The 21,216-nt window shown below is 74.6% G+C and carries 21 protein-coding genes; 11 read left to right on the top strand and 10 right to left on the bottom strand.

The window, feature by feature from the left end; translation table 11 throughout:
- Nucleotides 1-98 precede the first annotated feature (98 nt).
- The 3 genes from treY to EUS26_RS00910 are packed head-to-tail and all read left to right on the top strand — an operon-like array spanning nucleotide 99 to nucleotide 5,010.
- A complete protein-coding gene (treY, locus tag EUS26_RS00920; protein ID WP_130011295.1) occupies nucleotides 99-2,594 on the top strand; it encodes a malto-oligosyltrehalose synthase in 2,496 nt (831 codons plus the stop codon).
- Entirely contained in the window at nucleotides 2,591-4,384 is a 1,794-nt protein-coding gene (gene treZ, locus EUS26_RS00915; RefSeq protein WP_130011294.1) for a malto-oligosyltrehalose trehalohydrolase, read from the top strand. Before treY ends, treZ begins: the two co-directional genes overlap by 4 nt.
- On the top strand, nucleotides 4,381-5,010 hold the full coding sequence (locus tag EUS26_RS00910; RefSeq protein ID WP_130011293.1) for a hypothetical protein: 630 nt from the start codon (nucleotides 4,381-4,383) through the stop codon (nucleotides 5,008-5,010). Before treZ ends, EUS26_RS00910 begins: the two co-directional genes overlap by 4 nt.
- A gap of 434 nt (nucleotides 5,011-5,444) precedes the next feature.
- Here EUS26_RS00910 and EUS26_RS00905 read toward each other — a convergent pair whose 3' ends face one another.
- Genes EUS26_RS00905 through EUS26_RS00895 form a run of 3 tightly spaced genes read right to left on the bottom strand, consistent with a single transcriptional unit; the run spans nucleotide 5,445 to nucleotide 8,114 of the window.
- Entirely contained in the window at nucleotides 5,445-6,395 is a 951-nt protein-coding gene (locus tag EUS26_RS00905; RefSeq protein ID WP_130011292.1) for an NUDIX hydrolase, read from the bottom strand.
- Nucleotides 6,392-7,363 carry a mycothiol synthase gene (gene mshD / locus EUS26_RS00900; protein ID WP_130011291.1) on the bottom strand — a complete coding sequence of 324 codons (972 nt, stop codon included), beginning with the start codon at nucleotides 7,361-7,363 and terminating at the stop codon, nucleotides 6,392-6,394. The genes EUS26_RS00905 and mshD overlap by 4 nt, the downstream gene beginning before the upstream one ends.
- 22 nt (nucleotides 7,364-7,385) lie before the next feature.
- Nucleotides 7,386-8,114 carry a winged helix-turn-helix transcriptional regulator gene (locus tag EUS26_RS00895; RefSeq protein ID WP_130011290.1) on the bottom strand — a complete coding sequence of 243 codons (729 nt, stop codon included), beginning with the start codon at nucleotides 8,112-8,114 and terminating at the stop codon, nucleotides 7,386-7,388.
- A gap of 65 nt (nucleotides 8,115-8,179) precedes the next feature.
- Here EUS26_RS00895 and EUS26_RS00890 point away from each other — a divergent pair, with 65 nt between their 5' ends.
- Nucleotides 8,180-8,983, top strand: coding sequence for a hypothetical protein (locus EUS26_RS00890; protein WP_130011289.1), 804 nt, complete (start codon nucleotides 8,180-8,182; stop codon nucleotides 8,981-8,983).
- Nucleotides 8,984-8,990: 7 nt separating this feature from the next.
- Here EUS26_RS00890 and EUS26_RS00885 read toward each other — a convergent pair whose 3' ends face one another.
- Both EUS26_RS00885 and EUS26_RS17250 read right to left on the bottom strand, forming a co-directional pair.
- Nucleotides 8,991-9,485 carry a heme-binding beta-barrel domain-containing protein gene (locus EUS26_RS00885; protein WP_130011288.1) on the bottom strand — a complete coding sequence of 165 codons (495 nt, stop codon included), beginning with the start codon at nucleotides 9,483-9,485 and terminating at the stop codon, nucleotides 8,991-8,993.
- Between the two features lie 16 nt (nucleotides 9,486-9,501).
- Nucleotides 9,502-10,731, bottom strand: a complete 1,230-nt coding sequence (locus EUS26_RS17250; RefSeq protein ID WP_238148757.1) for an LCP family protein — start codon at nucleotides 10,729-10,731, stop codon at nucleotides 9,502-9,504.
- Between the two features lie 94 nt (nucleotides 10,732-10,825).
- On the opposite strand from EUS26_RS17250, the gene ygfZ reads away from it, so the two are divergent.
- Genes ygfZ through dtd form a run of 3 tightly spaced genes read left to right on the top strand, consistent with a single transcriptional unit; the run spans nucleotide 10,826 to nucleotide 13,381 of the window.
- Nucleotides 10,826-11,842 (top strand): CAF17-like 4Fe-4S cluster assembly/insertion protein YgfZ, encoded by a 1,017-nt coding sequence (ygfZ, locus tag EUS26_RS00875; protein WP_130011287.1) that lies wholly within the window; start codon nucleotides 10,826-10,828, stop codon nucleotides 11,840-11,842.
- A 53-nt stretch (nucleotides 11,843-11,895) separates the two neighbouring features.
- The gene (locus tag EUS26_RS00870) at nucleotides 11,896-12,906 is read left to right on the top strand and encodes an asparaginase (protein ID WP_130011286.1); all 1,011 of its coding nucleotides are present in this window, start codon (nucleotides 11,896-11,898) and stop codon (nucleotides 12,904-12,906) included.
- A 49-nt stretch (nucleotides 12,907-12,955) separates the two neighbouring features.
- Nucleotides 12,956-13,381 (top strand): D-aminoacyl-tRNA deacylase, encoded by a 426-nt coding sequence (dtd, locus tag EUS26_RS00865; RefSeq protein WP_130011285.1) that lies wholly within the window; start codon nucleotides 12,956-12,958, stop codon nucleotides 13,379-13,381.
- Nucleotides 13,382-13,529: 148 nt separating this feature from the next.
- On the opposite strand, the gene EUS26_RS00860 is transcribed toward dtd, so the two are convergent.
- Nucleotides 13,530-13,859 (bottom strand): DUF2516 family protein, encoded by a 330-nt coding sequence (locus EUS26_RS00860; protein ID WP_130011284.1) that lies wholly within the window; start codon nucleotides 13,857-13,859, stop codon nucleotides 13,530-13,532.
- Nucleotides 13,860-14,099: 240 nt separating this feature from the next.
- On the bottom strand, nucleotides 14,100-14,879 hold the full coding sequence (locus tag EUS26_RS00855) for a class I SAM-dependent methyltransferase (protein ID WP_475297231.1): 780 nt from the start codon (nucleotides 14,877-14,879) through the stop codon (nucleotides 14,100-14,102).
- A 134-nt stretch (nucleotides 14,880-15,013) separates the two neighbouring features.
- Between EUS26_RS00855 and mshA the strand changes: the two genes are divergently transcribed.
- From mshA to EUS26_RS00840, 3 genes are read left to right on the top strand one after another with little or no spacing between them, the layout of a single operon-like run.
- Complete coding sequence (mshA, locus tag EUS26_RS00850; protein WP_238148756.1) at nucleotides 15,014-16,312, top strand: D-inositol-3-phosphate glycosyltransferase; 1,299 nt, start codon at nucleotides 15,014-15,016, stop codon at nucleotides 16,310-16,312.
- The gene (locus tag EUS26_RS00845; RefSeq protein WP_238148755.1) at nucleotides 16,305-16,820 is read left to right on the top strand and encodes a type III secretion system chaperone family protein; all 516 of its coding nucleotides are present in this window, start codon (nucleotides 16,305-16,307) and stop codon (nucleotides 16,818-16,820) included. Before mshA ends, EUS26_RS00845 begins: the two co-directional genes overlap by 8 nt.
- 17 nt (nucleotides 16,821-16,837) lie before the next feature.
- Complete coding sequence (locus EUS26_RS00840; RefSeq protein ID WP_130011281.1) at nucleotides 16,838-17,593, top strand: phosphoglyceromutase; 756 nt, start codon at nucleotides 16,838-16,840, stop codon at nucleotides 17,591-17,593.
- A gap of 19 nt (nucleotides 17,594-17,612) precedes the next feature.
- On the opposite strand, the gene EUS26_RS00835 is transcribed toward EUS26_RS00840, so the two are convergent.
- Both EUS26_RS00835 and EUS26_RS00830 read right to left on the bottom strand, forming a co-directional pair.
- The gene (locus tag EUS26_RS00835; RefSeq protein WP_130011280.1) at nucleotides 17,613-18,296 is read right to left on the bottom strand and encodes a response regulator transcription factor; all 684 of its coding nucleotides are present in this window, start codon (nucleotides 18,294-18,296) and stop codon (nucleotides 17,613-17,615) included.
- Nucleotides 18,293-19,555 (bottom strand): sensor histidine kinase, encoded by a 1,263-nt coding sequence (locus tag EUS26_RS00830; RefSeq protein WP_130011279.1) that lies wholly within the window; start codon nucleotides 19,553-19,555, stop codon nucleotides 18,293-18,295. Before EUS26_RS00830 ends, EUS26_RS00835 begins: the two co-directional genes overlap by 4 nt.
- A 195-nt stretch (nucleotides 19,556-19,750) precedes the next feature.
- Here EUS26_RS00830 and phoU point away from each other — a divergent pair, with 195 nt between their 5' ends.
- Nucleotides 19,751-20,449 carry a phosphate signaling complex protein PhoU gene (gene phoU / locus EUS26_RS00825; RefSeq protein WP_130011278.1) on the top strand — a complete coding sequence of 233 codons (699 nt, stop codon included), beginning with the start codon at nucleotides 19,751-19,753 and terminating at the stop codon, nucleotides 20,447-20,449.
- Nucleotides 20,450-20,518: 69 nt separating this feature from the next.
- Here the strand turns inward: phoU and EUS26_RS00820 are convergent, their stop codons facing one another.
- Nucleotides 20,519-21,070: a hypothetical protein gene (locus tag EUS26_RS00820; RefSeq protein WP_130011277.1), complete on the bottom strand. Its 552-nt coding sequence runs from the start codon at nucleotides 21,068-21,070 to the stop codon at nucleotides 20,519-20,521.
- Nucleotides 21,071-21,216 lie beyond the last annotated feature (146 nt).

Raw genomic sequence — 21,216 nt, 5'->3', positions numbered from 1 at the left:
GCCGCAGGACGTGCGCCCCGAGCCGCGGCGCACCGCATACCGTGCGGGGTCCGGACCAGGGGCCGTCCCGGCCGCGCGGGTGAGAGACTGGGCGGGTCATGACAGCTTCCACGCCGCGTCCCCTGACCGCCACCTACCGCCTCCAGCTGCACGCCGGGTTCACCTGCGCCGACGCGCAGGAGGTCCTGCCCTACCTGCGGGCGCTGGGGGTCAGCCACGTCTACCTCTCGCCCGTGCTCACCGCCGTCCCCGGCTCCGAGCACGGCTACGACGTGCTGGACCACACCGAGGTCAACCCCGAGATCGGCGGGCGGCCCGGGCTCGAGGCGCTCGCCGACGCCGCTCACGAGCTGGGCCTGGGGGTCGTCGTCGACATCGTCCCCAACCACATGGCGCTGGTCGCCCCGCTGTGGCGCAACGCCCCCGTGTGGGAGGTGCTGCGGGACGGGCCGACCGCCGCCCGGGCGGCGTGGTTCGACGTCGACTGGGCCCACCTCGGCGGCCGCTTCGGCCTGCCGGTCCTGGGCGACGACCTCGACGCCGTGCTCGACCGGGGCGAGATCACCCTGGACACCGGCCGGGAGGACGAGGGCCCGGCGGCCGGCCAGCCGGTCGCCCGCTACTTCGAGCACGTGCTGCCGCTGGCGCCCGGCACGGAGCAGATCGCGCAGGAGCACCCGGACGGCCCCGGCTCGCCGGCCGCGCTGCGGGCCGTCCTCGACGCCCAGCGCTGGCTGCTCGCGTGCTGGCTGGACTCGGCCGACGTGCTCAACTACCGCCGGTTCTTCGAGGTCGACGGCCTCATCGGGGTCCGGGTGGAGCAGGCCGACGTCTTCGCCGACACCCACGCGCTGCTCCTCGACCTGCACCGGCGCGGCGTCGTCGACGGGTTCCGCATCGACCACCCGGACGGGCTGGCCGACCCCACGGCATACCTCCAGCGGCTCACCGACGCCCTGCAGCCCGGCACCCCGGTCTGGGTGGAGAAGATCCTCGAGGGCGACGAGCGCCTCCCCGACGTCTGGGCCTGCGCGGGCACCACCGGCTACGACGCGAACGCGGCCCTGTCCGCCGCCCTCGTCGACCCGACGACCACCGAGGCCGTCAGCGGCGCGTGGGAGCGCACCGGCGGCGAGCCCGACCTGCACGTGGAGGTCGAGCGGTGCAAGCGGCTCGCGGCGACCGAGCTGCTGCAGCCCGAGGTCGCCCGGCTCCTGCGCCGCGCCGTCCAGGCCCTGCCGCGGCTCGACGAGGCGCGGCTGCGCGAGGCCCTCGTCGAGCTGCTGGTCTCGGTGCACGTCTACCGCGCCTACGTGCGGCCCGGCGCCGCCCCGACCGAGGCCGACGAGTCCATGGTGCAGCCGCTGCACGACGGGCACGAGCGGGCCCGCGCGGCCCGCCCCGAGCTGCGCGAGGAGATCGACGCGCTCGCGGCCGTCCTCGCCGACCCGCAGGGGTGCGCCACCGACCCTGCCGCCGCGACCGACCTGTGCGTGCGCTTCCAGCAGACCACCGGCCCGGTCATGGCCAAGGGCATCGAGGACACCGCGTTCTACCGCTGGCACCGCCTCGTCGCGCTCAACGAGGTGGGCGCCGACCCGGCGGTCGGGCTCGACCCCGCCCGCGGGGTCGCCACCCTGCACGCCTGGGCCCGGCACCAGGCCGAGCACTGGCCGGTCGGCATGACCACCCTGTCCACCCACGACACCAAGCGCAGCGAGGACGTGCGGGCCCGGATCCTCGCCGTCTCCGGGGACGGCGGGGCCTGGAAGTCCGTCTCCCGCGCCGCGCTCGAGGCGGCGGCCCGGCACCGGGTGGACGGGGAGACCGCGCACCTCATCTGGCAGACCCTCGTCGGCGCCGGCCGCGTCGACACCGAGCGGCTCGACGCCTACCTCACCAAGGCCGTCCGCGAGGCCAAGCTGCACTCCACGTGGACCGAGCCGGACGCCGACTACGAGGAGCGGGTGCTCGCGCTGGCGCACGAGATGCTGGGGGAGGGGGAGGTGTCGGAGGCGATCGCGGCCGCCGTCCGGGACAACGACCCGACGATCCGGACCCTCACCCTGGCGCAGAAGATCCTGCAGCTGACCCTGCCCGGTGTCCCCGACACCTACCAGGGCGCCGGCGTCGTCGACCTGTCCCTCGTCGACCCGGACAACCGCCGCCCGGTCGACTACGACGAGCGGATCGAGCGGCTGCAGCGCATCGACGCCACCGGGTGGACGGGCGACCTGTCCGACGAGGTGCTCTGGGTGACCTCCAGGGTGCTGCGGCTGCGGGCGTGGCTCCCGCACGCCTACGGGCCCGGCGCCGACTACGCCCCCGTCGAGGCCGGCGAGCACGTCCTCGGCTTCCTCCGCGGCGGGGTCGCCGCGACCCTCACCATCCGGGCGCCCCGCGCGCTCGGTGCGGCCGGAGGGCTGGGCGGGCAACGCATACCGCTGCCGCCGGACCGCTGGGTCGACGCGCTCACCGGCGAGGAGCACCTTGTCGGCGAGGACGGCGCGGGCCCGCTCGCCGCCGACGTCTTCGCGCACGCCCCGGTCGCGCTGCTGGTGCGCGCCGCCGACCTCCAGGAGGGGAGCCGATGAGCCGTCAGCAGGTGCGCCTGTGGGCGCCCGACGCCGAGCGGGTCGAGCTGGTGCTCGGTGCCGACGGGGCCGCGCGCGAGCCGATGGTGGCGTCGGCCGACGGGGCCGGGTGGTGGTCCGTCGCCGCCGACGTCGCCGCGCACGAGGGCCGTTACGCCTTCTCCGTCGACGGCGGCGACCCGGTGCCCGACCCCCGGTCGCGGCACCAGCCGGACGGCGTCCACGCCGCGAGCGCGCTCGTCGACACCGGCGCCTTCCCGTGGACCGACGAGGGCTGGGCCGGGGTGCCGATGGAGCGGGCCGCGGTCTACGAGCTGCACGTCGGGACCTTCACCGAGGAGGGCACCTTCGACGCCGCCGCCGAGCGCCTCGGCCACCTTGTCGAGCTGGGGGTCAGCGTCGTCGAGCTGATGCCGGTGGCCGCCTTCCCCGGTCGGCACGGCTGGGGCTACGACGGCGTCGCGCTGTATGCCGTGCACGACCCCTACGGCGGACCGCAGGGGCTGGCCCGGTTCGTCGACGCCGCCCACGCGGCAGGCCTCGCGGTGTGGCTGGACGTCGTCTACAACCACCTGGGACCGAGCGGCAACTACCTGCGGCAGGCCGGCCCCTACTTCACCGACCGGCACCACACGCCGTGGGGGGAGGCGGTCAACCTCGACGGGCCGGGCAGCGACGAGGTGCGGGCCTACCTGCTGGACAACACCCGGATGTGGCTCGAGGACTACCACCTCGACGGGCTGCGGCTGGACGCCGTCCACGCCCTCCACGACGAGCGCGCCGTGCACCTGCTCGAGGATCTCGCCGCGCTGGCCGACGAGGTCACCGAGCGCACCGGGGTGCCGCGCACGCTCGTCGCCGAGTCCGACCGCAACGACCCCGCGACGGTCTCCCGGCGGGGGCCGGGCGGGGCCGGTGGCCTCGGGCTGCACGGCCAGTGGGCCGACGACGTGCACCACGCGCTGCACGTGCTGCTGTCGGGGGAGGCGCAGGGCTACTACGCCGACTTCGCCGACGAGGCCGCCGTGCCCAAGGTGCTGGGCACCACGCCGTTCTTCCACGACGGCACGCTCTCGACGTTCCGCGGGCGGGTGCACGGGCGGCCCGTCGACCTCGACGTCACCGAGCCGTGGCGCTACGTCGCCTCGCTGCAGACCCACGACCAGGTCGGCAACCGGGCGGTCGGGGACCGGCTGCACCACGGCATACCGGCGGGGCGGCACGCGATCGGGGCCGCGCTGCTGCTCACCGCGCCGTGGACGCCCATGCTCTTCATGGGGGAGGAGTGGGGCGCCTCGACGCCGTGGCAGTACTTCACCGACCACGAGGAGGAGTGGCTCGCACAGTCCATCCGCGAGGGGCGCCGGGCGGAGTTCGCCGAGCACGGGTGGGCCGGCGAGGTGCCGGACCCGCAGGACCCCGGGACGGTCGCGGCCTCGACCCTGCGCTGGGTGGAGGTAAACGAGGCGGGGCACGCGGAGATGCTGGCGTTCTACCGCAGCCTGCTGCACTGGCGGCGGGACACGCCGCCGGAGGTGCGCGGGACGGTCGGCGACGTGGTCCGGGAGCCGGACGGCACCGGTGGCGAGGTCATCACCGTCGTGCGGCCCGGGGTCGCGCTCGTGGCCCGGCTCGGCGGCGAGGGCGAGGTCGTCGTGCCGGTCCCGACCGCCGACGGCGGGGAGCAGCCGGTGGGGGTCGACCTCGTGGCGGCCTTCCCGGGGAGCGTCGCCGACGGCGCTCCCGAGCTGCGGCTCGGTCCGGACAGCGTGGTGGTGGTGCGGCGATGAGCGACGACGGCTCGCGTCGCCGGTTCCACCGGCCCACCCTGCGGCCGCCGGACCGGCTCGAGGACGTCACCGACCCGGTCGACCCTTTGGAGGTGGCCGAGGCGGCCCACCGCAGCGCCGAGCTGGTGGTGGGCCGTGGACGCGCCGAGTCCTCGGGGGACAGCGAGCTGGCCTCCCGGCTGGTGGGGCTCGTGGGCGAGGTGGGGCTGGCCACGGTCGCCCAGCTGTGGTCGGACCGGCCGGCCCGGAGCCTGCCCGGGGCGCTGTGGCGGATCTACCTGCTGCACGAGTGGGTGCTGCGCCAGCCCGAGGAGGTGGGCCGGCGGTTCGTCGCCGGGGCCGGGCACACGGAGGTCTACCGCGCCATCGCCGGGGTGGCCGAGCCGCCCGACCCGGACGCCCTGCGCCGCCTGACCGAGCAGATCCTCGGCGGTGTCTACACCGGCGACCTCGCCATCGCGCTGGAGCGCGCCAGCGCCTTCTGTCACGTCATGGCGGTCGGTCTCGCCGACCCGGGGGACGACGACATACCGTCCGAGCAGGTGACCCGCGCCGCCCGCCTGCGCGACACCGCCGACGACCTCGCGGCCTGCGCCGGCCTCTGGCGCATCGGCGACCTGCACTGACCCGCGCCCCCTCTGCACCGGACGTGTGTTCAGCACGCACAGGACGCGTCCCGGGAGCGCACAGGACTCGTGCTGGGAGCACACAGGACGCGTCCCGGGAGCGCGCAGGACACGTCTTGGACGTACGGGGAAGGCGTCCGTCCCGCGGGCGCGGGTAGGCGTACGCGCGAGGCACGGTGCCTACCTCGTGGTCCTCCGGTGGGGTCCGCAAACGTGCGTCCGGTGTGTGCTGACGACGAGTTCTGTGCGTCTGGAGCGCGCGTCCGGTGCAGGTTTGGGGAACATCTGCCAGGGGCGTACCGTTGTCGGGTGCGTGCCGGGCCGCGGCAGCCCCGGGCTCCAACACACGCCGCTTCGAGCGGCCACGCGCCGAGAGGCGCTCCCGGCCCGGCACGCACACTTCTCTCGCCCCGGGACCTCGGTATGCCGTGTGCTCAGTGGGGGCGGTAGCGCGCGACCGCGAGGACCTGCGCGTCCTCCCCGGAGCCGGCCATCGTGCAGGCGAGCACCTCGCCCTTGTCCATCGTCGCGTCGGTGAGGTGGCTCAGCATCCGCGCTCCGGACCGGTCCAGGTCCGGCGCCGCCCGCCCGAGCAGCGTGCCGACCAGGTCGGGCAGGAGCGGCCCGTGGGTGCAGACGGCGGTCGAGACGCCCCGGTCCAGCACCTTCCGCAGGTGCTTGCCGAGCTTGCCCGGGTCGCGTTCGAAGCCCTCCTCCGACAGGCCCTGCTTCGTCGTGACGGACAGCCCCGCGGACCGGGCGAAGGGCGCGAGGGTGTCGACGCAGCGGACCGAGGGGCTGCTGAGCAGCTCCTCCGGCGCGTAGGCCGCCAGCAGGTCGGTGAGGCGGTGGGCGGCGCGCCGCCGCCCTGCCCGGTTGAGAGGGCGCACCGGGTCCGGCCCGGACCAGTCGCCGCGGGGGACGGCGAGGGCGTGCCGCACGACGAGCAGGGTCCACGTGGACAGCCTGCCGGTCGCCTGCAGGTCGGTCACCGCCGTCAGCTGCTCGCGGTCCCGGTCGTAGGTCAGGCGGCGCCCGGCGAGCGTGGGGGACAGCCAGCGCACCTCGTCGACCTCGTGCTCCAGCGACCCGTCCCCGTCGACGACCTCCCCGACCCAGTAGTGCACGAGCTTGTCGGAGCCGCCGGCGAGGCGGTATCGCGACACCGGCAACGGCGCCCCCAGCCGCACCCGCAGCCCGGTCTCCTCCCAGGTCTCGCGCACCGCGGCGACCGGGAAGTCCTCATCGCGCTCCAGCTTGCCCTTGGGCCAGGACCAGTCGTCGTAGCGCGGTCGGTGCACCAGCGCCACCTGCAGCACCCCGTCGCGCACGCGGACCGGCAGCACCCCGCCGGCGCGCACCACCGACGGGCCGGCGTCGCTCATGCCTCCGTGTCGCCCGCGGCATACATGACGTCGACCGCGGAGCGCTCGAAGCCGAGCCGCTGGTAGGTCGCGATCGCGGCCGCGTTGTCACCGTCGACGTAGAGCGTGGCCTCCTGCACCCCGACGGCGCGCAGGTGCTGCAGCCCCAGGAGGGTCACCGCCGTCCCCAGCCCCCGGCCTTGGTAGTCGGGGTCCACCCCGACGACGTAGACCTCGCCGGTCTCCGGGTGGTCGGTCTCCACCTTGGTCCAGTGGAAGGCCGCCATCCGGGCCCGGCCGTCGGGGTCGACCTCGGTGGTGTCCTCGACGACGAGGAAGCCCGAGGGGTCGAACCACGGCTCGTGCTGCCGGTCCTGCAGGTCGGCCAGGCTGGTGCGGCCCTGCTCGGCGTGGTCGGCGAAGGCCCGCGCGTTGACCGCCAGCCACGCCTCGTCGTCGTCGCCCACCCGGTAGGCCCGGACGGCCAGACCGTCGGGCAGCTCCACCTGGTCGGGCAGGTCGGACCACTCGCCGGCGAGCGGACGGGCCATCTGCCACAGCTCGCGGACGACCCGCAGCCCACGCGAGGCGTAGAGCGTGCGGGCGTCCTGGAGGTCCCCGTGACTCCACAGGCGCACCTGCGGCCAGCGCTGCAGCACGTGGTCGAGCAGCGCCCCGCCCACCCCGCGCCGCCGCTGGTCGGGGTCCACGACGAGCTCGGCGGACGGCTCGTCCGGGTCGCTGGTGTCGACGTGGCCGTAGCCGATGACCGGCCCCTGCGTCCCGTCGCGGACCACCAGGTGCACCCCGGTCTCGTGGCTGGCGCTGGTCTCGGGCAGCCGGCGCGCCTGCAGCACCGTCTGCTCGGACAGCGGCCGGACCCCGTCGTGGCCCGCGGCGCGCACGGCCAGGGCGAGCACGTCGCCGGACACGCGGCCGGGCAGTGCGGGGAGTTCCTCGATGTCGGGCTGGGGGCGATCTCCGGACATGGGGGTCAGTGTGGCACGCAGATCAGCGATCCGTGCCCCGCACCCCGGTGAAGCGGTAGCCGACGCCGCGGATGGTCCCGATGAGCGACTCCCGCTCCGGCCCGAGCTTCGCGCGCAGGCGGCGGATGTGGACGTCGACGGTGCGGGTGCCGCCGTAGTAGTCGCCGCCCCACACCTGCTGGAGGAGGATGTCGCGGGTCACCACCCGGCCGGGGTGCTGCACGAGGTAGCGCAGCAGCTCGAACTCCTTGAAGGTCAGGTCCAGCGCCCGGCCCCCGGCCCGCACCGTCCAGCTCGCCTCGTCCACGACCACGTCGGCGACCCGGATGGTCTCCGGCTCCTCGGCGGCCCGGGTGCCGTTCACCCCGTCCGGCACCGACCCGGCGTGCCGGGACCCGCGCCCGAGCGCCAGCCGCAGCCGGGCGGACAGCTCGGCCGGGCTGGCGGTCGAGACGACGAGGTCGTCCATCGGCCACTGGTCGTCGAGCACCGCGAGCGCGCCCTCACCCACCACGGCCAGCACCGGCACCCCCAGCCCGAGGGCGGACAGCGAGCGCAGCACGCCGCGCGCCTGCACCAGGTCGGCGGTCGCGTCGACGAGCACGAGGTCGGGGTCGCCCCGGCTGACCAGGGCGCCGACGTCCATCCCGACGACCGACACCCGGTGCGGCAGCAGCGGCAGCCCGGGCAGCACCAGCGCCGCCGAGGTGTCCTCGGCGGGGCGTGGGGTGAGCAGGACCAGGTCGGCCACGGACCAAGGATAGGAGTCGGCCCGCCTCCGGGCCTCACCAGCACCGGTGCGGCAAGATGGAGGGTATGCCGTCTCCCACCCCGAGCGCGCGGGTCGCCGACGCCCCCACGCCGCGGCTGGTGGGCGCGGTGGCCGTGGTCGTGTGCGTCGTGGCCGGGCTGCTGGCCCTGTCGGCGGTGGCGGCGCCCTGGCTGCTGGCGGCCACCCTGGGCGCGTGCGCCGCCGTGGTCGCGTGGGGCTGGTCGGGCACCCTGGGCCTGCCCTCACCGCGGGGCACCGCCACGGTGCTGCTCGTGGGCGGCCTCGCGCTGGTGGTGTCGGTGGGCGTCCGTCAGGAGGAGCCGTGGCTGGGCTGGGCGCCCGCGGCCCTCTCGCTGGCGATGATCGCCGCGTTCCTGCACCAGATCCTGCGGCGGGACGGTCGCCCGCGCGTCGTGGAGTCGGTCAGCGCGGTGGTCCTCGGGCTGGCCGTGGTGGGCTGCGGGATCCTCATGGTCCCCGCCAGCCACACCGCCGCGGGCATCGGCTTGCTGCTCGGTGCGCTCGCGGCCTCCGCGGCGTCGTCGGTGAGCGACCTCGCGATCGGCTGGCGGGGCGTGGGTGGGTGGCTGCCGGCGCTGGCCATGGTTGCCGGCGGCGCCGCCTCCGTCGGCGTGGCGCTCTCGCTGGGCGCGGCCCCGGAGACGTGGCTGCTCCTGGGTGTGGCCTCCGGGGTCCTCAGCCACGCCATGCGGGCGGTGCTGGTGTGGCTGCCGACGCTGGCCCACCCGCGGCCCCGGCTGGTGACGGGCATCCTGTCGGTGCTCGTGGTGGGTGTCACGCCCTACCTGGTCGGGCTGGCCTTCATGCCCGGCGCCTTCCCCGGCTGAGGGCGGGTCAGGCCCGGCGCAGCTCGGCGGACATGTAGGACTGCATCTCCTGCCCCTCCGCGGCCATGTCCATGACCCACATGAGGTTGCCGTTGACGTAGCCGTAGAGGCGCTGCGCCGCGGCATACTCCGGCGAGCTGGGGCTGCGCACGATGCTGTCCGTCGCCACCTCGACCTTGGCCTGCCCGGCCTTGCCGTAGTACATCTCGACCACCCCGGTCGGGTGGGCGAGCAGCAGCTCGACGTCGCCGTCCGGCTGCGGGCGCCAGTAGCCGCTCTCGACGGCGAAGACCTCCTCCTTGCCGCCCTCGTCGTCGAGCAACCAGGTCCGCGAGGTCCAGTGCAGGAAGGGGCGGCCGTCGTGGGTCACCTCGACCTCCTGGCCGAAGTTGCGCGACGGCATCGTCGGGTAGCCGACGACGCCGGCGCCGGCCCAGGTGCCGAGCAGCCAGGCGAGGGGGGCGTTGTCCGGGTGCATGGTCGGGTCGAGTTCGATGGGCACCCGACCATGGTAGGGACTATCCGCCGAAGCCGGAGCGCGGGGACACCGGGTCGGTGTAGTCCTCCATCGTGTCGTTCTGCAGGTGCTCGGACAGGACCTGCATCTGCTCGTCCGCCATGACGACGATGGAGCCGGCCACCGGGTGGTCGGCGATGCCGCTCCACGGCGCGGTCTCGAAGTGGATGTCGTCGCCGCGCACCCCGCGCATGGCGAACCCGAGGTCGCGCATCTCGCCCACCTGCAGGTCGGCGTCCACCGTGAGGTTGGTCGTCGCGGCGTCCACGAAGCCGGCCAGGCGGGCGGGGTTGGTCAGGGTCTCGCGGGACAGCGCCTTGGTCATGATGGCCTGGATGAAGGCCTGCTGCCGCTGACCCCGGGAGATGTCGCCCTGGGACAGCTCGTACCGCTCCCGGACGAACTCCAGCCCGGTGGCGCCGTCCATGTGCATGACTCCCTGGGGGAAGCCGGTCGAGGCCTCGGCCACGTTGACGTCGACCCCGCCGATGGCGTCGGTCATCGCCTGGAAGCTCTCGAAGTTGACGATGACGACGTGGTCGATGGGCACGTCGATGAGCGGCTGCAGGGTCTGCACGAGCAGCGGCGCCCCGCCGTAGGAGTAGGCGGCGTTGATCTTCGAGGAGCCGCCGGTCCCGGCGATCGGCACGAAGAGGTCGCGCGGGAAGTGCACGAGGTCGACCCGGTCCCGCTCGTCGCTGATGTGCATGAGCACGATGACGTCGGAGCGGCCGCGCTCGACCGACAGGTCGCGGCTGTCCGAGCCGATGATGAGGAAGTTCATCGCCTCGCCGGCCTCGGCGGGCCGTGGCGGGGTGGTGGCGACGAACTCGCTCTGCGGCACCTCGATCTGCTCGCCGTCCTCACCGACGATGGGGGCGGCGGCGTCCTCGTCGACCTGCCCCTCGCCGTCCCCGCCGCCGGTCTCGACCGCCCCGTCGAGGTCGACCGAGCCGCCGTCGCCGTCGGCGGTGGCCTCCTCGTCACCGGGCTGGGTGGACCCCGACCGGTCCGGGGAGATCGTCACCACGGAGTTGTCCTCCGCGTTGAGGTCCTCCCGCTCGATGTTGCCCTCGACGGTCCGCTGGAGGAAGAACGCGTAGCCACCGAGCGCCAGCACCCCGACGAGCGCCAGCACCCCGACGCTGACGACGAGCGCGCGCACCGGGTGGCGACGACGGTCGCGGGCGGGGGAGGCCTCGGCGTGGCGGGGGGTGTCGTCGACCGGCATGGGCGGGATTGTATGCCTGCTACCTGCGCGTTCACCCTGACGACGGGCGCGTACCGTGGGTGACCCGGCCCGAGCGAGCAGGAGGATGGAGACGATGAGCGTGCTGCTGGAGCGGCCTGGCGCCGTGGAGGGCACCGGGACCGACGCGGGTGTCGCGGCGCACTACGGCAACCCGCACCGCGAGCAGCGGCTGCTGGCCGAGGGCCTGGCGGTCGTCGACCTCTCGCACCGCGGCGTGGTCACCGTCACCGGCCAGGACCGGCTCAGCTGGCTGCACTCGCTGACCACCCAGCAGCTCGTCGACCTGCCCGCACGGCGCTCGGCCGAGACGCTCGTCCTGTCGCCCAAGGGCCACGTCGAGCACGCCCTGCACGTCGTCGACGACGGGGAGACGACGTGGCTCACGACCGAGCCGGGGGCGGCCCCGGCCGTGGCCGGGTGGCTGGACTCGATGCGCTTCATGCTGCGCGTCGAGGTCGCCGACGTCAGTGACCGGTATGCCGTGCTCGGCGAGCCGGTGGCCCGCGAGTCGACCGACGGTGAGCCGGTCGCGTGGGTGGACCCGTGGCCCGGCCCGGTCGGGGACACCTTCTGCTACGGCCCCGAGGGCGCCGACCACCCGGGGCACGACCGCGCCTGGCGCGAGCTGGTCGTCCCGCGCGAGGAGCTCGCGGCGGCGGTCGGCGACCGCCCGCTGGCCGGGACCTGGGCGGCGGAGGCGCTGCGGGTGGCCGCCTGGCGGCCGCGGGCCGGCGTCGACACCGACCACCGCACCATCCCGCACGAGCTGGACTGGCTGCGGACGGCCGTCCACCTGCACAAGGGCTGCTACCGCGGCCAGGAGACGGTCGCCCGGGTCAAGAACCTCGGGCGCCCGCCCCGTCGCCTCGTCTTCCTGCACCTCGACGGCTCGGGTCACGTCATACCCGAGGCGGGGACGGACCTCACTCCGCTCGACGGCGGGCGCGCGGTCGGTCAGCTCACCACGGTGGCGCGGCACGCGGAGGACGGGCCGATCGCGCTGGCGCTCGTCAAGCGCAACCTCGACCCCGGTATGACGTTGCTCGCCGACGGCGCGTCCGCGGCGCAGACGGTGGTCGTCTCGGCCTGAGCCGTCGCCTCCCGTGTGCGGAGACCGCCGCGGGGGCTGGCAGGATCGGGCGCATGCCTTCGCAGACGCAGACCTCCGGCTCGCCGTTCGCCGCCGCACCCGTCGTCGCCGAGGTGGTGCGCAACGGCTTCGTCGAGTCGGTCCACCACGGGGTGGTGGTGCTGACCGCGGCGGACGGGTCGGCGCAGCTCGCGCTGGGGCCGGTGGAGGCGCCGATCCTGCCGCGCTCCTCGCTCAAGCCGCTGCAGGCGGTCGCGATGCTGCGGGCGGGGGCGTCCCTGGAGGGCGAGCTGCTCGCGCTGGCCTGCGCCAGCCACTCCGGCGAGCCGCGGCACCTGGACGGGGCGCGGCGCATCCTCGCCTCGGTGGGGCTCGACGAGTCGGCGCTGCTGAACACCCCGGACCTGCCGTTCGACGAGGACGAGCGCCGGCGCTGGGTGCAGGAGGGGAGCCCGGCGACCTCGCTGGGGCAGAACTGCTCCGGCAAGCACAGCGGCATGCTCGCCGCGTGCGTGGCGGCCGGGTGGGACACCTCCACCTACCTCGACCCCGAGCACCCGCTGCAGCAGCTCGTCGTCGAGGTCGTCGAGGAGCTCACCGGCGAGCCGGTGACGGTCTCGACCGTCGACGGCTGCGGCGCCCCGGCGCTGGGGGTGTCCTCGCTCGGGCTGGCCCGGGCGTTCGGGCGCATCGCCGCGGCCGACGGGTCGACCGAGGAGGGGCGGGTCGCCGACGCGATCCGCAGCCACCCGGAGTTCCTGGGGGGGACGGGTCGGGACGTGACCGAGCTCATCGGTGCGGTGCCGGGGCTCATCGCCAAGGACGGCGCCGAGTCGGTCTACGCCGTGGGGCTGGCGGACGGCCGGGGCCTGTCGGTGAAGATCACCGACGGCGGGGAGCGGGCCCGGGTGGTGGTGACGACCGCCGCCCTGCGGCAGGCGGGGGTCGACGAGTCCTCGGCCGGGGCGGCGGACGTCATGGACGCGCTGGACGCCCGGGCCGTGGTGCGCGGGCACGGCCAGCGGGTCGGCGGGGTGCGTGCCGTCCTGCCCGAGGCGGGCTGATGCGGTCGCGGGCGGCGGGGGCTGGGGCGGCGGTCGGGGGGACCCGCTAGTGCGGGCGGTGCTGCAGCGGGTCACCCGCGCGTCGGTGACCGTCGAGGGCGAGGTGGTCGGCCGGATCGACCGGCCCGGGCTCGTGGCCCTGGTCGCCGCCACCCACGGCGACGGCGACGCCGACGTGGAGACCATGGCCCGCAAGATCGCCGAGCTGCGGATCCTGCGCGACGAGCGCTCGGTCGCCGACACCGGGGCGCCGGTGCTGGTCGTCAGCCAGTTCACGCTCTACGGCGCCACCCGCAAGGGCCGGCGCCCCTCGTGGGGCGACGCGGCGCCGGGGCCGGTGGCCGAGCCGCTGGTCGATGCCGTGGTGGAGGCCCTCCGGCAGCGCGGGATCGAGGTCGCCACCGGCCGCTTCGGCGCGATGATGGAGGTCGAGCTCGTCAACGACGGCCCCTTCACCCTCCTGGTCGACACCTGACCGCCCGAGGGCCTGTCACCGCCACCACCGCACAGGACGCGTGATCAGACCGCACCGGACGCGTGCTCAGGCCGCACAGGACGCGTACTCTGGACGCACCGGACGCGTGCTCAGGCGACTCCGGGCATACCCCCCGACTAGGGGGGGCTCACCAGGGGCCGTACGGACCCATGTGCGTGGACGACCCACCCCGGCCCTGCACCGACTTCACGGCCGGGCGGACGTCAGCGAGGTACACCCCTGCTGCCACCACCGCGATGACGTTGAAGATCGAGAACGGGCTGAACATGAAGATGAATCCGATCAGCGCCGCGCCGCCGGTGAGGAGCAACCAGAACTGCTTGGTGCGCTTGCCGGCCGCGGCGAACGCGTCGCCGCGGGTGCGGGCGCAGTCGATGAGGGCCCACAGCATCATCCCGAAGACCGTGACGCCCACGACGACCTGCAGCAGGTTCTGTGCCTCGTAGATGGCTGGCATGCTCCCAGCCTACGCCGCCTGGCTGGACGCGGCCTGTCGGCAGGGGGCGACGTCCGGAGTATGCCGACCGCGCGTCCTGTGTATGCCGAGGACGCGTCCTGTGTATGCCGGCCACGTGTTCTGTGTATGCCGAGGACGTGTCCTGTGTGTGCCGAGCACGTGTCCTGTGTGTGCCGAGCACGTGTCCTGTGTGTGCCGAGCACGTGTCCTGTGTGTGTCGAGGACGCGTCCTGTGTATGCCTACCGCGCGTCCTGTGCGGGGGTGGAGGTCGTCGAGGTGGGGGCGACGGCGTGCCAGTCGAGGGTGAGCTCGCCGAGGCGCCACCGGGCGACGCCACCCAGCAGCGGCCAACCGCCGTCGCGCAGGGTGCGGGCGGTGGTGACGAAGCGCTGGCGGGCGCCGTAGCTCGCCATCGGCGCCGATCGCGCCCACGCCTCGTCCAGCGCCGCCAGGAACCGGTGGACGGGCTCGCCCGGCACATTGCGGTGGATGAGCACCTTGGGCAGCCGCTCGGCGACGACCGAGGGTGAGTCCAGACCGGCGAGCCGCAGCGACAGGGTGAGGGTGCGCGGCGCCGGCCGCCCGTCGCCGCCACGGTGCACCTCGACCCAGCTCGCGAGCCGCCCCAGCTCGTCGCAGGTGCCCTCGACGAGCACCCCGCCCGGCGCCAGCCGGTCCACCACCTGGGACCAGGCCGGCGCGACCTCGGCCTCGGCATACTGGCGCAGCACGTTGAACGCCCGCACCACCGTCGGGCGGGCCCCCGCACCGAGGGCGGCCGGCAGCGGCACCTCGAAGCCGCCGAGCCCGAAGTCGACCCGCGGCGGGTCCGCCAGCTCGCGTCCCCGGGCCACCCGCCCGGGGTCGATCTCCACCCCGACGAGCCGCACGTCCGGCCGGATCCGGCCGAGCCTCCCCGCCAGCTCCAGCACCGTCACCGGCGAGGCGCCGAAGCCCAGGTCGACCACCACCGGCGGGTCGGGCGCCGCCCGCAGGAGCCCGCCCAGGGCATACCCCATCCAGCGGTCCACCTTGCGCAGCCGGTTGGGGTTCGTCGTGCCCCGCGTCACGGTGCCGACGGGGCGGGCGGAGGGGCGGTCGGGCACCCGCCCAGCCTAGGTCGGCCCTGCGGGCCGCGTGCCACACTGCTGGCGTGACCTCACCACCCGCCGACCCACCGGTCCGCCGGGTCGCGATGGTCAGCCTCCACACGTCGCCGCTGCAGCGCCCTGGCACGGGTGACGCGGGCGGTCTCAACGTCTACGTCGTCGAGACCGCGACGCGGCTGGCCCGCCGCGGCGTCGAGGTCGACATCTTCACCCGCGCCACGAGCGGCACCCCCGCCGCGAGCGTCGAGCTCGCCCCCGGCCTGGACGTCACCGTGCACCACGTGCCCGCCGGGCCGCTGGAGGGGGTGCCCAAGGACGAGCTGCCGGGCCACCTGTGCGCCTTCTCCGACGACCTGTCCCGGCACGTCGCAGGCCTGGCCGAGGGCCACTACGACGTGATCCACGCGCACTACTGGCTCTCCGGGCAGGCCGGAGCCCTGACCGCCCGCCGCTTCGACGTCCCGCTCGTGCAGACCATGCACACGATGGCCCGGGTCAAGAACGCGGCGCTCCCCGCCGGCGACACCCCGGAGCCGGAGGCCCGGGTGCAGGGGGAGCAGGAGCTCGTCGACCGGGCGGACGCGCTGGTCGCCAACACGCCGGCCGAGGCCCGCGACCTCGTCGAGCTCTACGGCGCCGACCCCGGCCGGGTGCACGTCGTCCCGCCCGGGGTCGCCCTGGAGACCTTCCGCCCGGGCGACCGGGAGGCCGACCGTCGCGAGCTCGGGCTGGCCCCGGAGGCGCGGGTGCTGCTGTTCGTCGGCCGGATCCAGCCGCTCAAGGGCCCCGACGTGCTCGTCCGGGCCGCCGCCGAGCTGGCGCGGCGCGACCCCGGCCTGCGGGACCGGCTCGTGGTCTCCGTGCTCGGGGGGTTGTCCGGATCGGGCCTGGCCGCGCCCGAGGCGCTGGCCCGGCTGGCCGAGGCCGAGGGCGTCGCCGACCTCGTCGACGTCGGTCCGCCCGTCTCCCGGGAGGAGCTGGCCCGGCGCATGCGCGCCGCCGACCTCGTGGTCGTGCCCTCGCACAACGAGTCCTTCGGCCTGGTCGCCGTCGAGGCCCTCGCGTGCGGCACCCCGGTCGTCGCCGCCCGGGTCGGGGGTCTGCCGCTGGCGGTGGGGGAGGCGGGCGTCCTCGTCGACGGGCACGACCCCGTTGACTGGGCCGACGCCCTGCTGGCCGCGCTGCACCGGCTCGAGGACCCGGACGCGCGGGCGGCCTGGTCGGCGCAGGGCGTGAGGCACGCCCGGGGCTACTCGTGGGAGGCCACGGTCGACGCCCTGCTCCGCGCCTATGCTGCCGCGAAGGACGCCCACGCCCGTCGTCGAGGAGGACCCCATGGATGAGTCCGCACTGACCAGGCTGCGCACGCACCTGGACGCCCTAGGGGTCACGTGGGAGGTCGGCACCCGACCCGGTGAGACGGCGGTCGTGCTGCCGGGCGAGCGCAAGCTGCGCACCGTGGTCTCCCTCGTCGTGGGGGAGCGCGCGCTGGAGCTGCGCGCCTTCGTCATCCGCAACCCCGACGAGAACCACGAGGCGTTCTACCGCCACCTCCTGCGGCGGGCCCTGCGCCTCCCCGGCGTGGGGTATGCCGTGGACGCGACGGGGGACGTCTACCTCACCGGCCGCGTCCCGCTGGCCGGGCTCGACGAGCAGGTGCTCGACGAGCTGCTGGGGGCGGTCCTGGCGGCCTGCGACGAGCCGTTCAACGAGCTGCTCCGGCTGGGCTTCTGGACCTCGATCCGACGTGAGTGGGCCTGGCGCAACGACCGCGGCGAGTCCACCGCCAACCTCGCGGCGTTCCGGGCCGAGCTGGAGTCCTTGACCGAGGGTCAGGCCGGTCGGTCGTGATCGGTAGGGTGGGCGGCATGAGCGAGGCCGCCTACACCCTGATCCTGCTGCGCCACGGCGAGAGCCAGTGGAACGAGAAGAACCTCTTCACCGGGTGGGTCGACGTCGACCTGACGCCGACCGGCCACGAGGAGGCGCGCCGCGCCGGTGAGCTGCTGCGCGAGGAGGACCTGCTGCCCGACGTGCTGCACACCTCCCTGCTGCGCCGCGCCATCACCACCGCCAACACCGCGCTCGACGTCGCCGACCGGCACTGGATCCCGGTGCACCGGCACTGGCGGCTCAACGAGCGGCACTACGGCGCGCTGCAGGGCCTGGACAAGGCGCAGACCAGGGAGAAGTACGGCGAGGAGCAGTTCATGGCCTGGCGCCGTGGTTTCGACACCCCGCCGCCGCCGATCGAGGACGACGCCGAGTACTCCCAGGCCGACGACCCGCGCTACGCCGACCTCGGCGAGGACCTGCCGCGCACGGAGTGCCTCAAGGACGTCGTCGCCCGGATGCTGCCCTACTGGGACGACGCGATCGTGCCCGACCTGCGCGAGGGGCAGACCGTGCTGGTCGCCGCGCACGGCAACAGCCTGCGCGCGCTGGTCAAGCACCTCGACGGCATCAGCGACGAGGACATCGCCGGCCTCAACATCCCCACCGGCATCCCCCTGCTCTACGAGCTCGACGCCGACCTGACGCCGGTGACCCGCGGCGGTCGCTACCTCGACGCCGCCGCGGCCGCGGACGCCATCCAGGCGGTGGCGAACCAGGGCAAGAAGTAGCCGGCAGACCGCGCCCCGGTCAGCTGGTCTCGAACTTGTAGCCCAGGCCGCGGACGGTGACGATGTGCCGCGGCTGCGAGGGGTCGGGCTCGATCTTGGCCCGCAGCCGCTTGACGTGCACGTCGAGGGTCTTGGTGTCCCCGACGTAGTCGCTGCCCCAGACCCGGTCGATGAGCTGGCCCCGGGTGAGCACCCGACCGGCGTTGCGCAGGAGCATCTCCAGCAGCTCGAACTCCTTGAGCGGCAACGACACGGACTGCCCGTCGACGGACACGGTATGCCGCTCGACGTCCATCCGGACGGGACCGGACTCGACCGTCGAGGGCATGAGCTCCTCCGGCTCGGTCTGCCGCCGCAGCACCGCCTTGATCCGGGCCAGCAGCTCCCGGCCGGAGTACGGCTTGGTCACGTAGTCGTCGGCGCCGAGCTCGAGGCCGACCACCTTGTCCACCTCAGAGTCCTTGGCGGTCAGCATGATGACCGGCACGCTCGAGCGCTGCCGCAGGGCACGGCACACGTCGACCCCGGACATGCCCGGCAGCATGAGGTCGAGCAGCACCAGGTCGGCGCCGTTGCGCTCGAACTCCGACAGCCCGTCCGTGCCCGTCTCGGTGACGGTCACGTCATACCCCTCCTTCTCGAGCAGGTAGGCCAGCGGGTCGGAGAAGGACTCCTCGTCCTCCACCACCAGGATCCGGGTCATCGGGTCACCTTTCCTCGGTCGGGACGGTCCGCCGTCGAGGCGGTCGGCGGGGTGTCGCCGTGGGCGGGGTCCGGCACCTGGACCGGTCGCCCCTGGCGGTAGGGCGCGGGCGTGCCGACGGGGCGGGTCTCGCCGACGGCGGCAGGGAAGCGGAGGGTGAAGGTCGAGCCCTGCCCCTCCTCGCTCCAGACCGACACGCTCCCGCCGTGGCCGGCGCTGATGTGCTTGACGATCGACAGCCCCAGCCCGGTGCCGCCGGTGCGGCGGGACCGGGCTGGGTCGACGCGGTAGAAGCGCTCGAAGATCCGCTCCTGGTCCGCGGCCGAGATGCCGCGGCCCTGGTCCGAGACGGACACCTCGACCGTGTCGTCGACCCGGCGGGTGACCACCCCGACCCGGGTGTTGTCGTCGGAGTAGGCGATGGCGTTGGTGACGAGGTTGCGGATGGCGGTCGTGACGAGGTCCTGGTCGCCGTAGATGCGCAGGTGCTCCGGCCGCCCCGCGGGCGCCGCGACCACGGTGCGCGACCCGGCGACCACACGCGCCTGGTCCACCGCCTCCTCGGCGCACGCCGCGACGTCCACGACGACCATGTCGGCGAGCAGGTCACCGGCCTGGAGCCGGGAGAGGTCGACGATCTCGGTGACCAGCCGGGTCAGCCGCTCGGTCTCCACCTTCATCCGGCCTGCGAAGCGGCTCACCGCCTCGGCGTCGTCCGCCGCGTCCGCGATCGCCTCGGCGAGCAGGGCGAGGCCGCCGACGGGGGTCTTGAGCTCGTGGCTGACGTTGACGACGAAGTCGCGGCGGACCTCCTCGACCCGTCGGGCCTGGGTGCGGTCGTCGACGAGGATGAGAGCCAGGCCCTCACCGAACGGCGCGACCCGCACCGCGAGCAGCACCTTGCCGGTGGACAGGGGCCCGCGGACGTACTCGAGCTCGTCCTCGGTGACCTGGCCGGTGGTGAGGACCTCGCCGAGCAGCTCGCGCAGCCGGGTGTTGACGAGGTCGTCCCCGCGGACCAGCCCGAAGGCCAGGGCCGCCCCGGTCGCGACGTGCACCCGGGCGGAGCCGTCGACGACGATGGCCCCCGAGCGCAGCACGGACAGCACCTGCTTGGCCCCCTCGGGCACGACGTCGGCCTCTTGGGCGTCCCCGGGGTCGACGGCGCGGCGCTCGGCCGGTCGCGCGAGCGACCAGACCAGCGCTGCCAGCAGCAGGCCCAGGACGAATCCGAGGAGCCCGGCGATGAGGGGGTCCACGGTGACCAGCCTAGGGTCTGCCGGTGACCACCCCGTGCACGACAGGGGTCCGTCCGGGGCCCTGCCGGGCGAGTGTTCACCTGCGGGTCGTACCGCGTTCACGTCGGCCTGTCACCGTCGCACGCTGGTGGCACCTGTCAGTGCCCGAGAATGGTCGCAGACGGCCGTCCCACCCCCGACCCCGAGGAGGCAGGCATGCGAGGCGCGTTCATCGAGGAGCTCGACCTGATCAGCGGGCAGCTGGTGCAGATGAGCCGGCTGTCGGCGACGGCGCTGCAGCGCGCGACGAGGTCGCTCATGGAGACCGACCTGTCCCTGGCCCAGGAGGTCATCTCCGACGACCAGCTCATCGACGCCCTGCGCCGGGAGCTGGACAACCGGGCCATCGACGTCCTGGCCCGGCAGCAGCCGGTCGCGACCGACCTGCGGCAGATGGTGACCGCGCTGCGGATGAGCTCGGACCTCGAGCGCAGCGGGGACCTCGCGCGGCACGTCGCCAAGCTCACCCGGCTGCGCTACCCGGCGCACGCCCTGCCCGACGAGCTCCGCCCGACCTTCGCGGAGATGGCGACCACGGCCGAGGCGATGATCCTGCGGGCGGGCGACATCATCGACAGCAAGGACGCCGAGGGGGCCAGCGAGCTCATCCGCGCCGACGACACCATGGACCGGCTGCACCGGGAGGTCTTCCGGGTGCTGCTGGAGCCCTCGACCCGGCAGCCGGCGCAGGTGACCGTCGACGCCACGCTCCTCTCGCGCTACTACGAGCGGTATGCCGACCACGCCGTCTCGGTCGCGCTGCGCGTCGTCTACCTCGTGACCGGTGTGTGGCACGACGAGCAGCTGCCCGGTGACGACGACCGCTACCCCGGCAGCGTGCCGCGGGAGAGCTGAGCCGCTCCCGCGCACGGCGAAGGCCCCGGACCTGCTCGGTCCGGGGCCTCGTCGGTGCTCAGGGTCGGGTCAGTGGTCGCCCTCGCCCTCCTCGTGCCCCTCCGGGGGCTCGACCGGGCCGCCGGCGTCGTCGGCGAACACGGCGTAGGGACCGAGCGGCAGCAGCACCGGGGCCGTCGACGACAGCGTCTCACCCGCCGCGCGGACCCGGACCTCGACGTGCTGGCCGGAGGGGCCCTCCAGCGAGGGCACGATGAGGCGCTCGCCCTCCACGCTGCCGTCCGGGAGCCCGCCGTCGAACCGCGCCGCGGCGTTGGCGTCGACCTCGAGTTCGGGGCTGACGGTCTCGCCCGCCACGGTGACGGTGACGGTGAGCGGCTCGGCGGTCTGGTTCACGACCGCACCGGAGACCACGGCGGGGGCGCCGTCGCCGTTGCTCACGAGCAGCATGTCGCGCACCTCGAAGGCCTCGCCGTTCATCTGCACGCCGTCGGCCGGTGCGTAGACGAAGGTGGTCGCCTGGGGCGAGTTGATCGAGCAGCCGGTCAGCGCGAGGGCGGCGAGCGCCCCGGTCGCCAGGGCCGCCGTGCGGCGGGTGCGGGAGGTGCGTGCAGTCGTCACGAGGGACAGCCTATCGTCCGAGGGTCGCAGGGGGCGGGCTTCCCCCGCGACCTGCGCGGACGCACCCACGACGTGGGGTGCCGGACCTGCCGAGAGGGCACACCGGGCCAGCCCGGAGCGGGCGCCCCGGACCCCTCTGGCGGGGC

Source organism: Serinicoccus sediminis (assembly GCF_004153545.1).
Classification (GTDB): domain Bacteria; phylum Actinomycetota; class Actinomycetes; order Actinomycetales; family Dermatophilaceae; genus Ornithinicoccus; species Ornithinicoccus sediminis_A.
Note: the sequence above shows the minus strand (reverse complement) of the source record. Positions and strands in the feature narration are given on the sequence as shown.

Bases quoted from the DNA above. Each gene is read 5' to 3' on its own strand.
- treY (WP_130011295.1), top strand. From the start codon at position 99: ATGACAGCTTCCACGCCGCGTCCCCTGACCGCCACCTACCGCCTCCAG.
- treZ (WP_130011294.1), top strand. From the start codon at position 2,591: ATGAGCCGTCAGCAGGTGCGCCTGTGGGCGCCCGACGCCGAGCGGGTC.
- EUS26_RS00910 (WP_130011293.1), top strand. From the start codon at position 4,381: ATGAGCGACGACGGCTCGCGTCGCCGGTTCCACCGGCCCACCCTGCGG.
- EUS26_RS00905 (WP_130011292.1), bottom strand. From the start codon at position 6,395: ATGAGCGACGCCGGCCCGTCGGTGGTGCGCGCCGGCGGGGTGCTGCCG.
- mshD (WP_130011291.1), bottom strand. From the start codon at position 7,363: ATGTCCGGAGATCGCCCCCAGCCCGACATCGAGGAACTCCCCGCACTG.
- EUS26_RS00890 (WP_130011289.1), top strand. From the start codon at position 8,180: ATGCCGTCTCCCACCCCGAGCGCGCGGGTCGCCGACGCCCCCACGCCG.
- EUS26_RS17250 (WP_238148757.1), bottom strand. From the start codon at position 10,731: ATGCCGGTCGACGACACCCCCCGCCACGCCGAGGCCTCCCCCGCCCGC.
- ygfZ (WP_130011287.1), top strand. From the start codon at position 10,826: ATGAGCGTGCTGCTGGAGCGGCCTGGCGCCGTGGAGGGCACCGGGACC.
- EUS26_RS00870 (WP_130011286.1), top strand. From the start codon at position 11,896: ATGCCTTCGCAGACGCAGACCTCCGGCTCGCCGTTCGCCGCCGCACCC.
- EUS26_RS00860 (WP_130011284.1), bottom strand. From the start codon at position 13,859: ATGCCAGCCATCTACGAGGCACAGAACCTGCTGCAGGTCGTCGTGGGC.
- EUS26_RS00855 (WP_475297231.1), bottom strand. From the start codon at position 14,879: ATGGGGTATGCCCTGGGCGGGCTCCTGCGGGCGGCGCCCGACCCGCCG.
- EUS26_RS00845 (WP_238148755.1), top strand. From the start codon at position 16,305: ATGGATGAGTCCGCACTGACCAGGCTGCGCACGCACCTGGACGCCCTA.
- EUS26_RS00840 (WP_130011281.1), top strand. From the start codon at position 16,838: ATGAGCGAGGCCGCCTACACCCTGATCCTGCTGCGCCACGGCGAGAGC.
- EUS26_RS00835 (WP_130011280.1), bottom strand. From the start codon at position 18,296: ATGACCCGGATCCTGGTGGTGGAGGACGAGGAGTCCTTCTCCGACCCG.
- phoU (WP_130011278.1), top strand. From the start codon at position 19,751: ATGCGAGGCGCGTTCATCGAGGAGCTCGACCTGATCAGCGGGCAGCTG.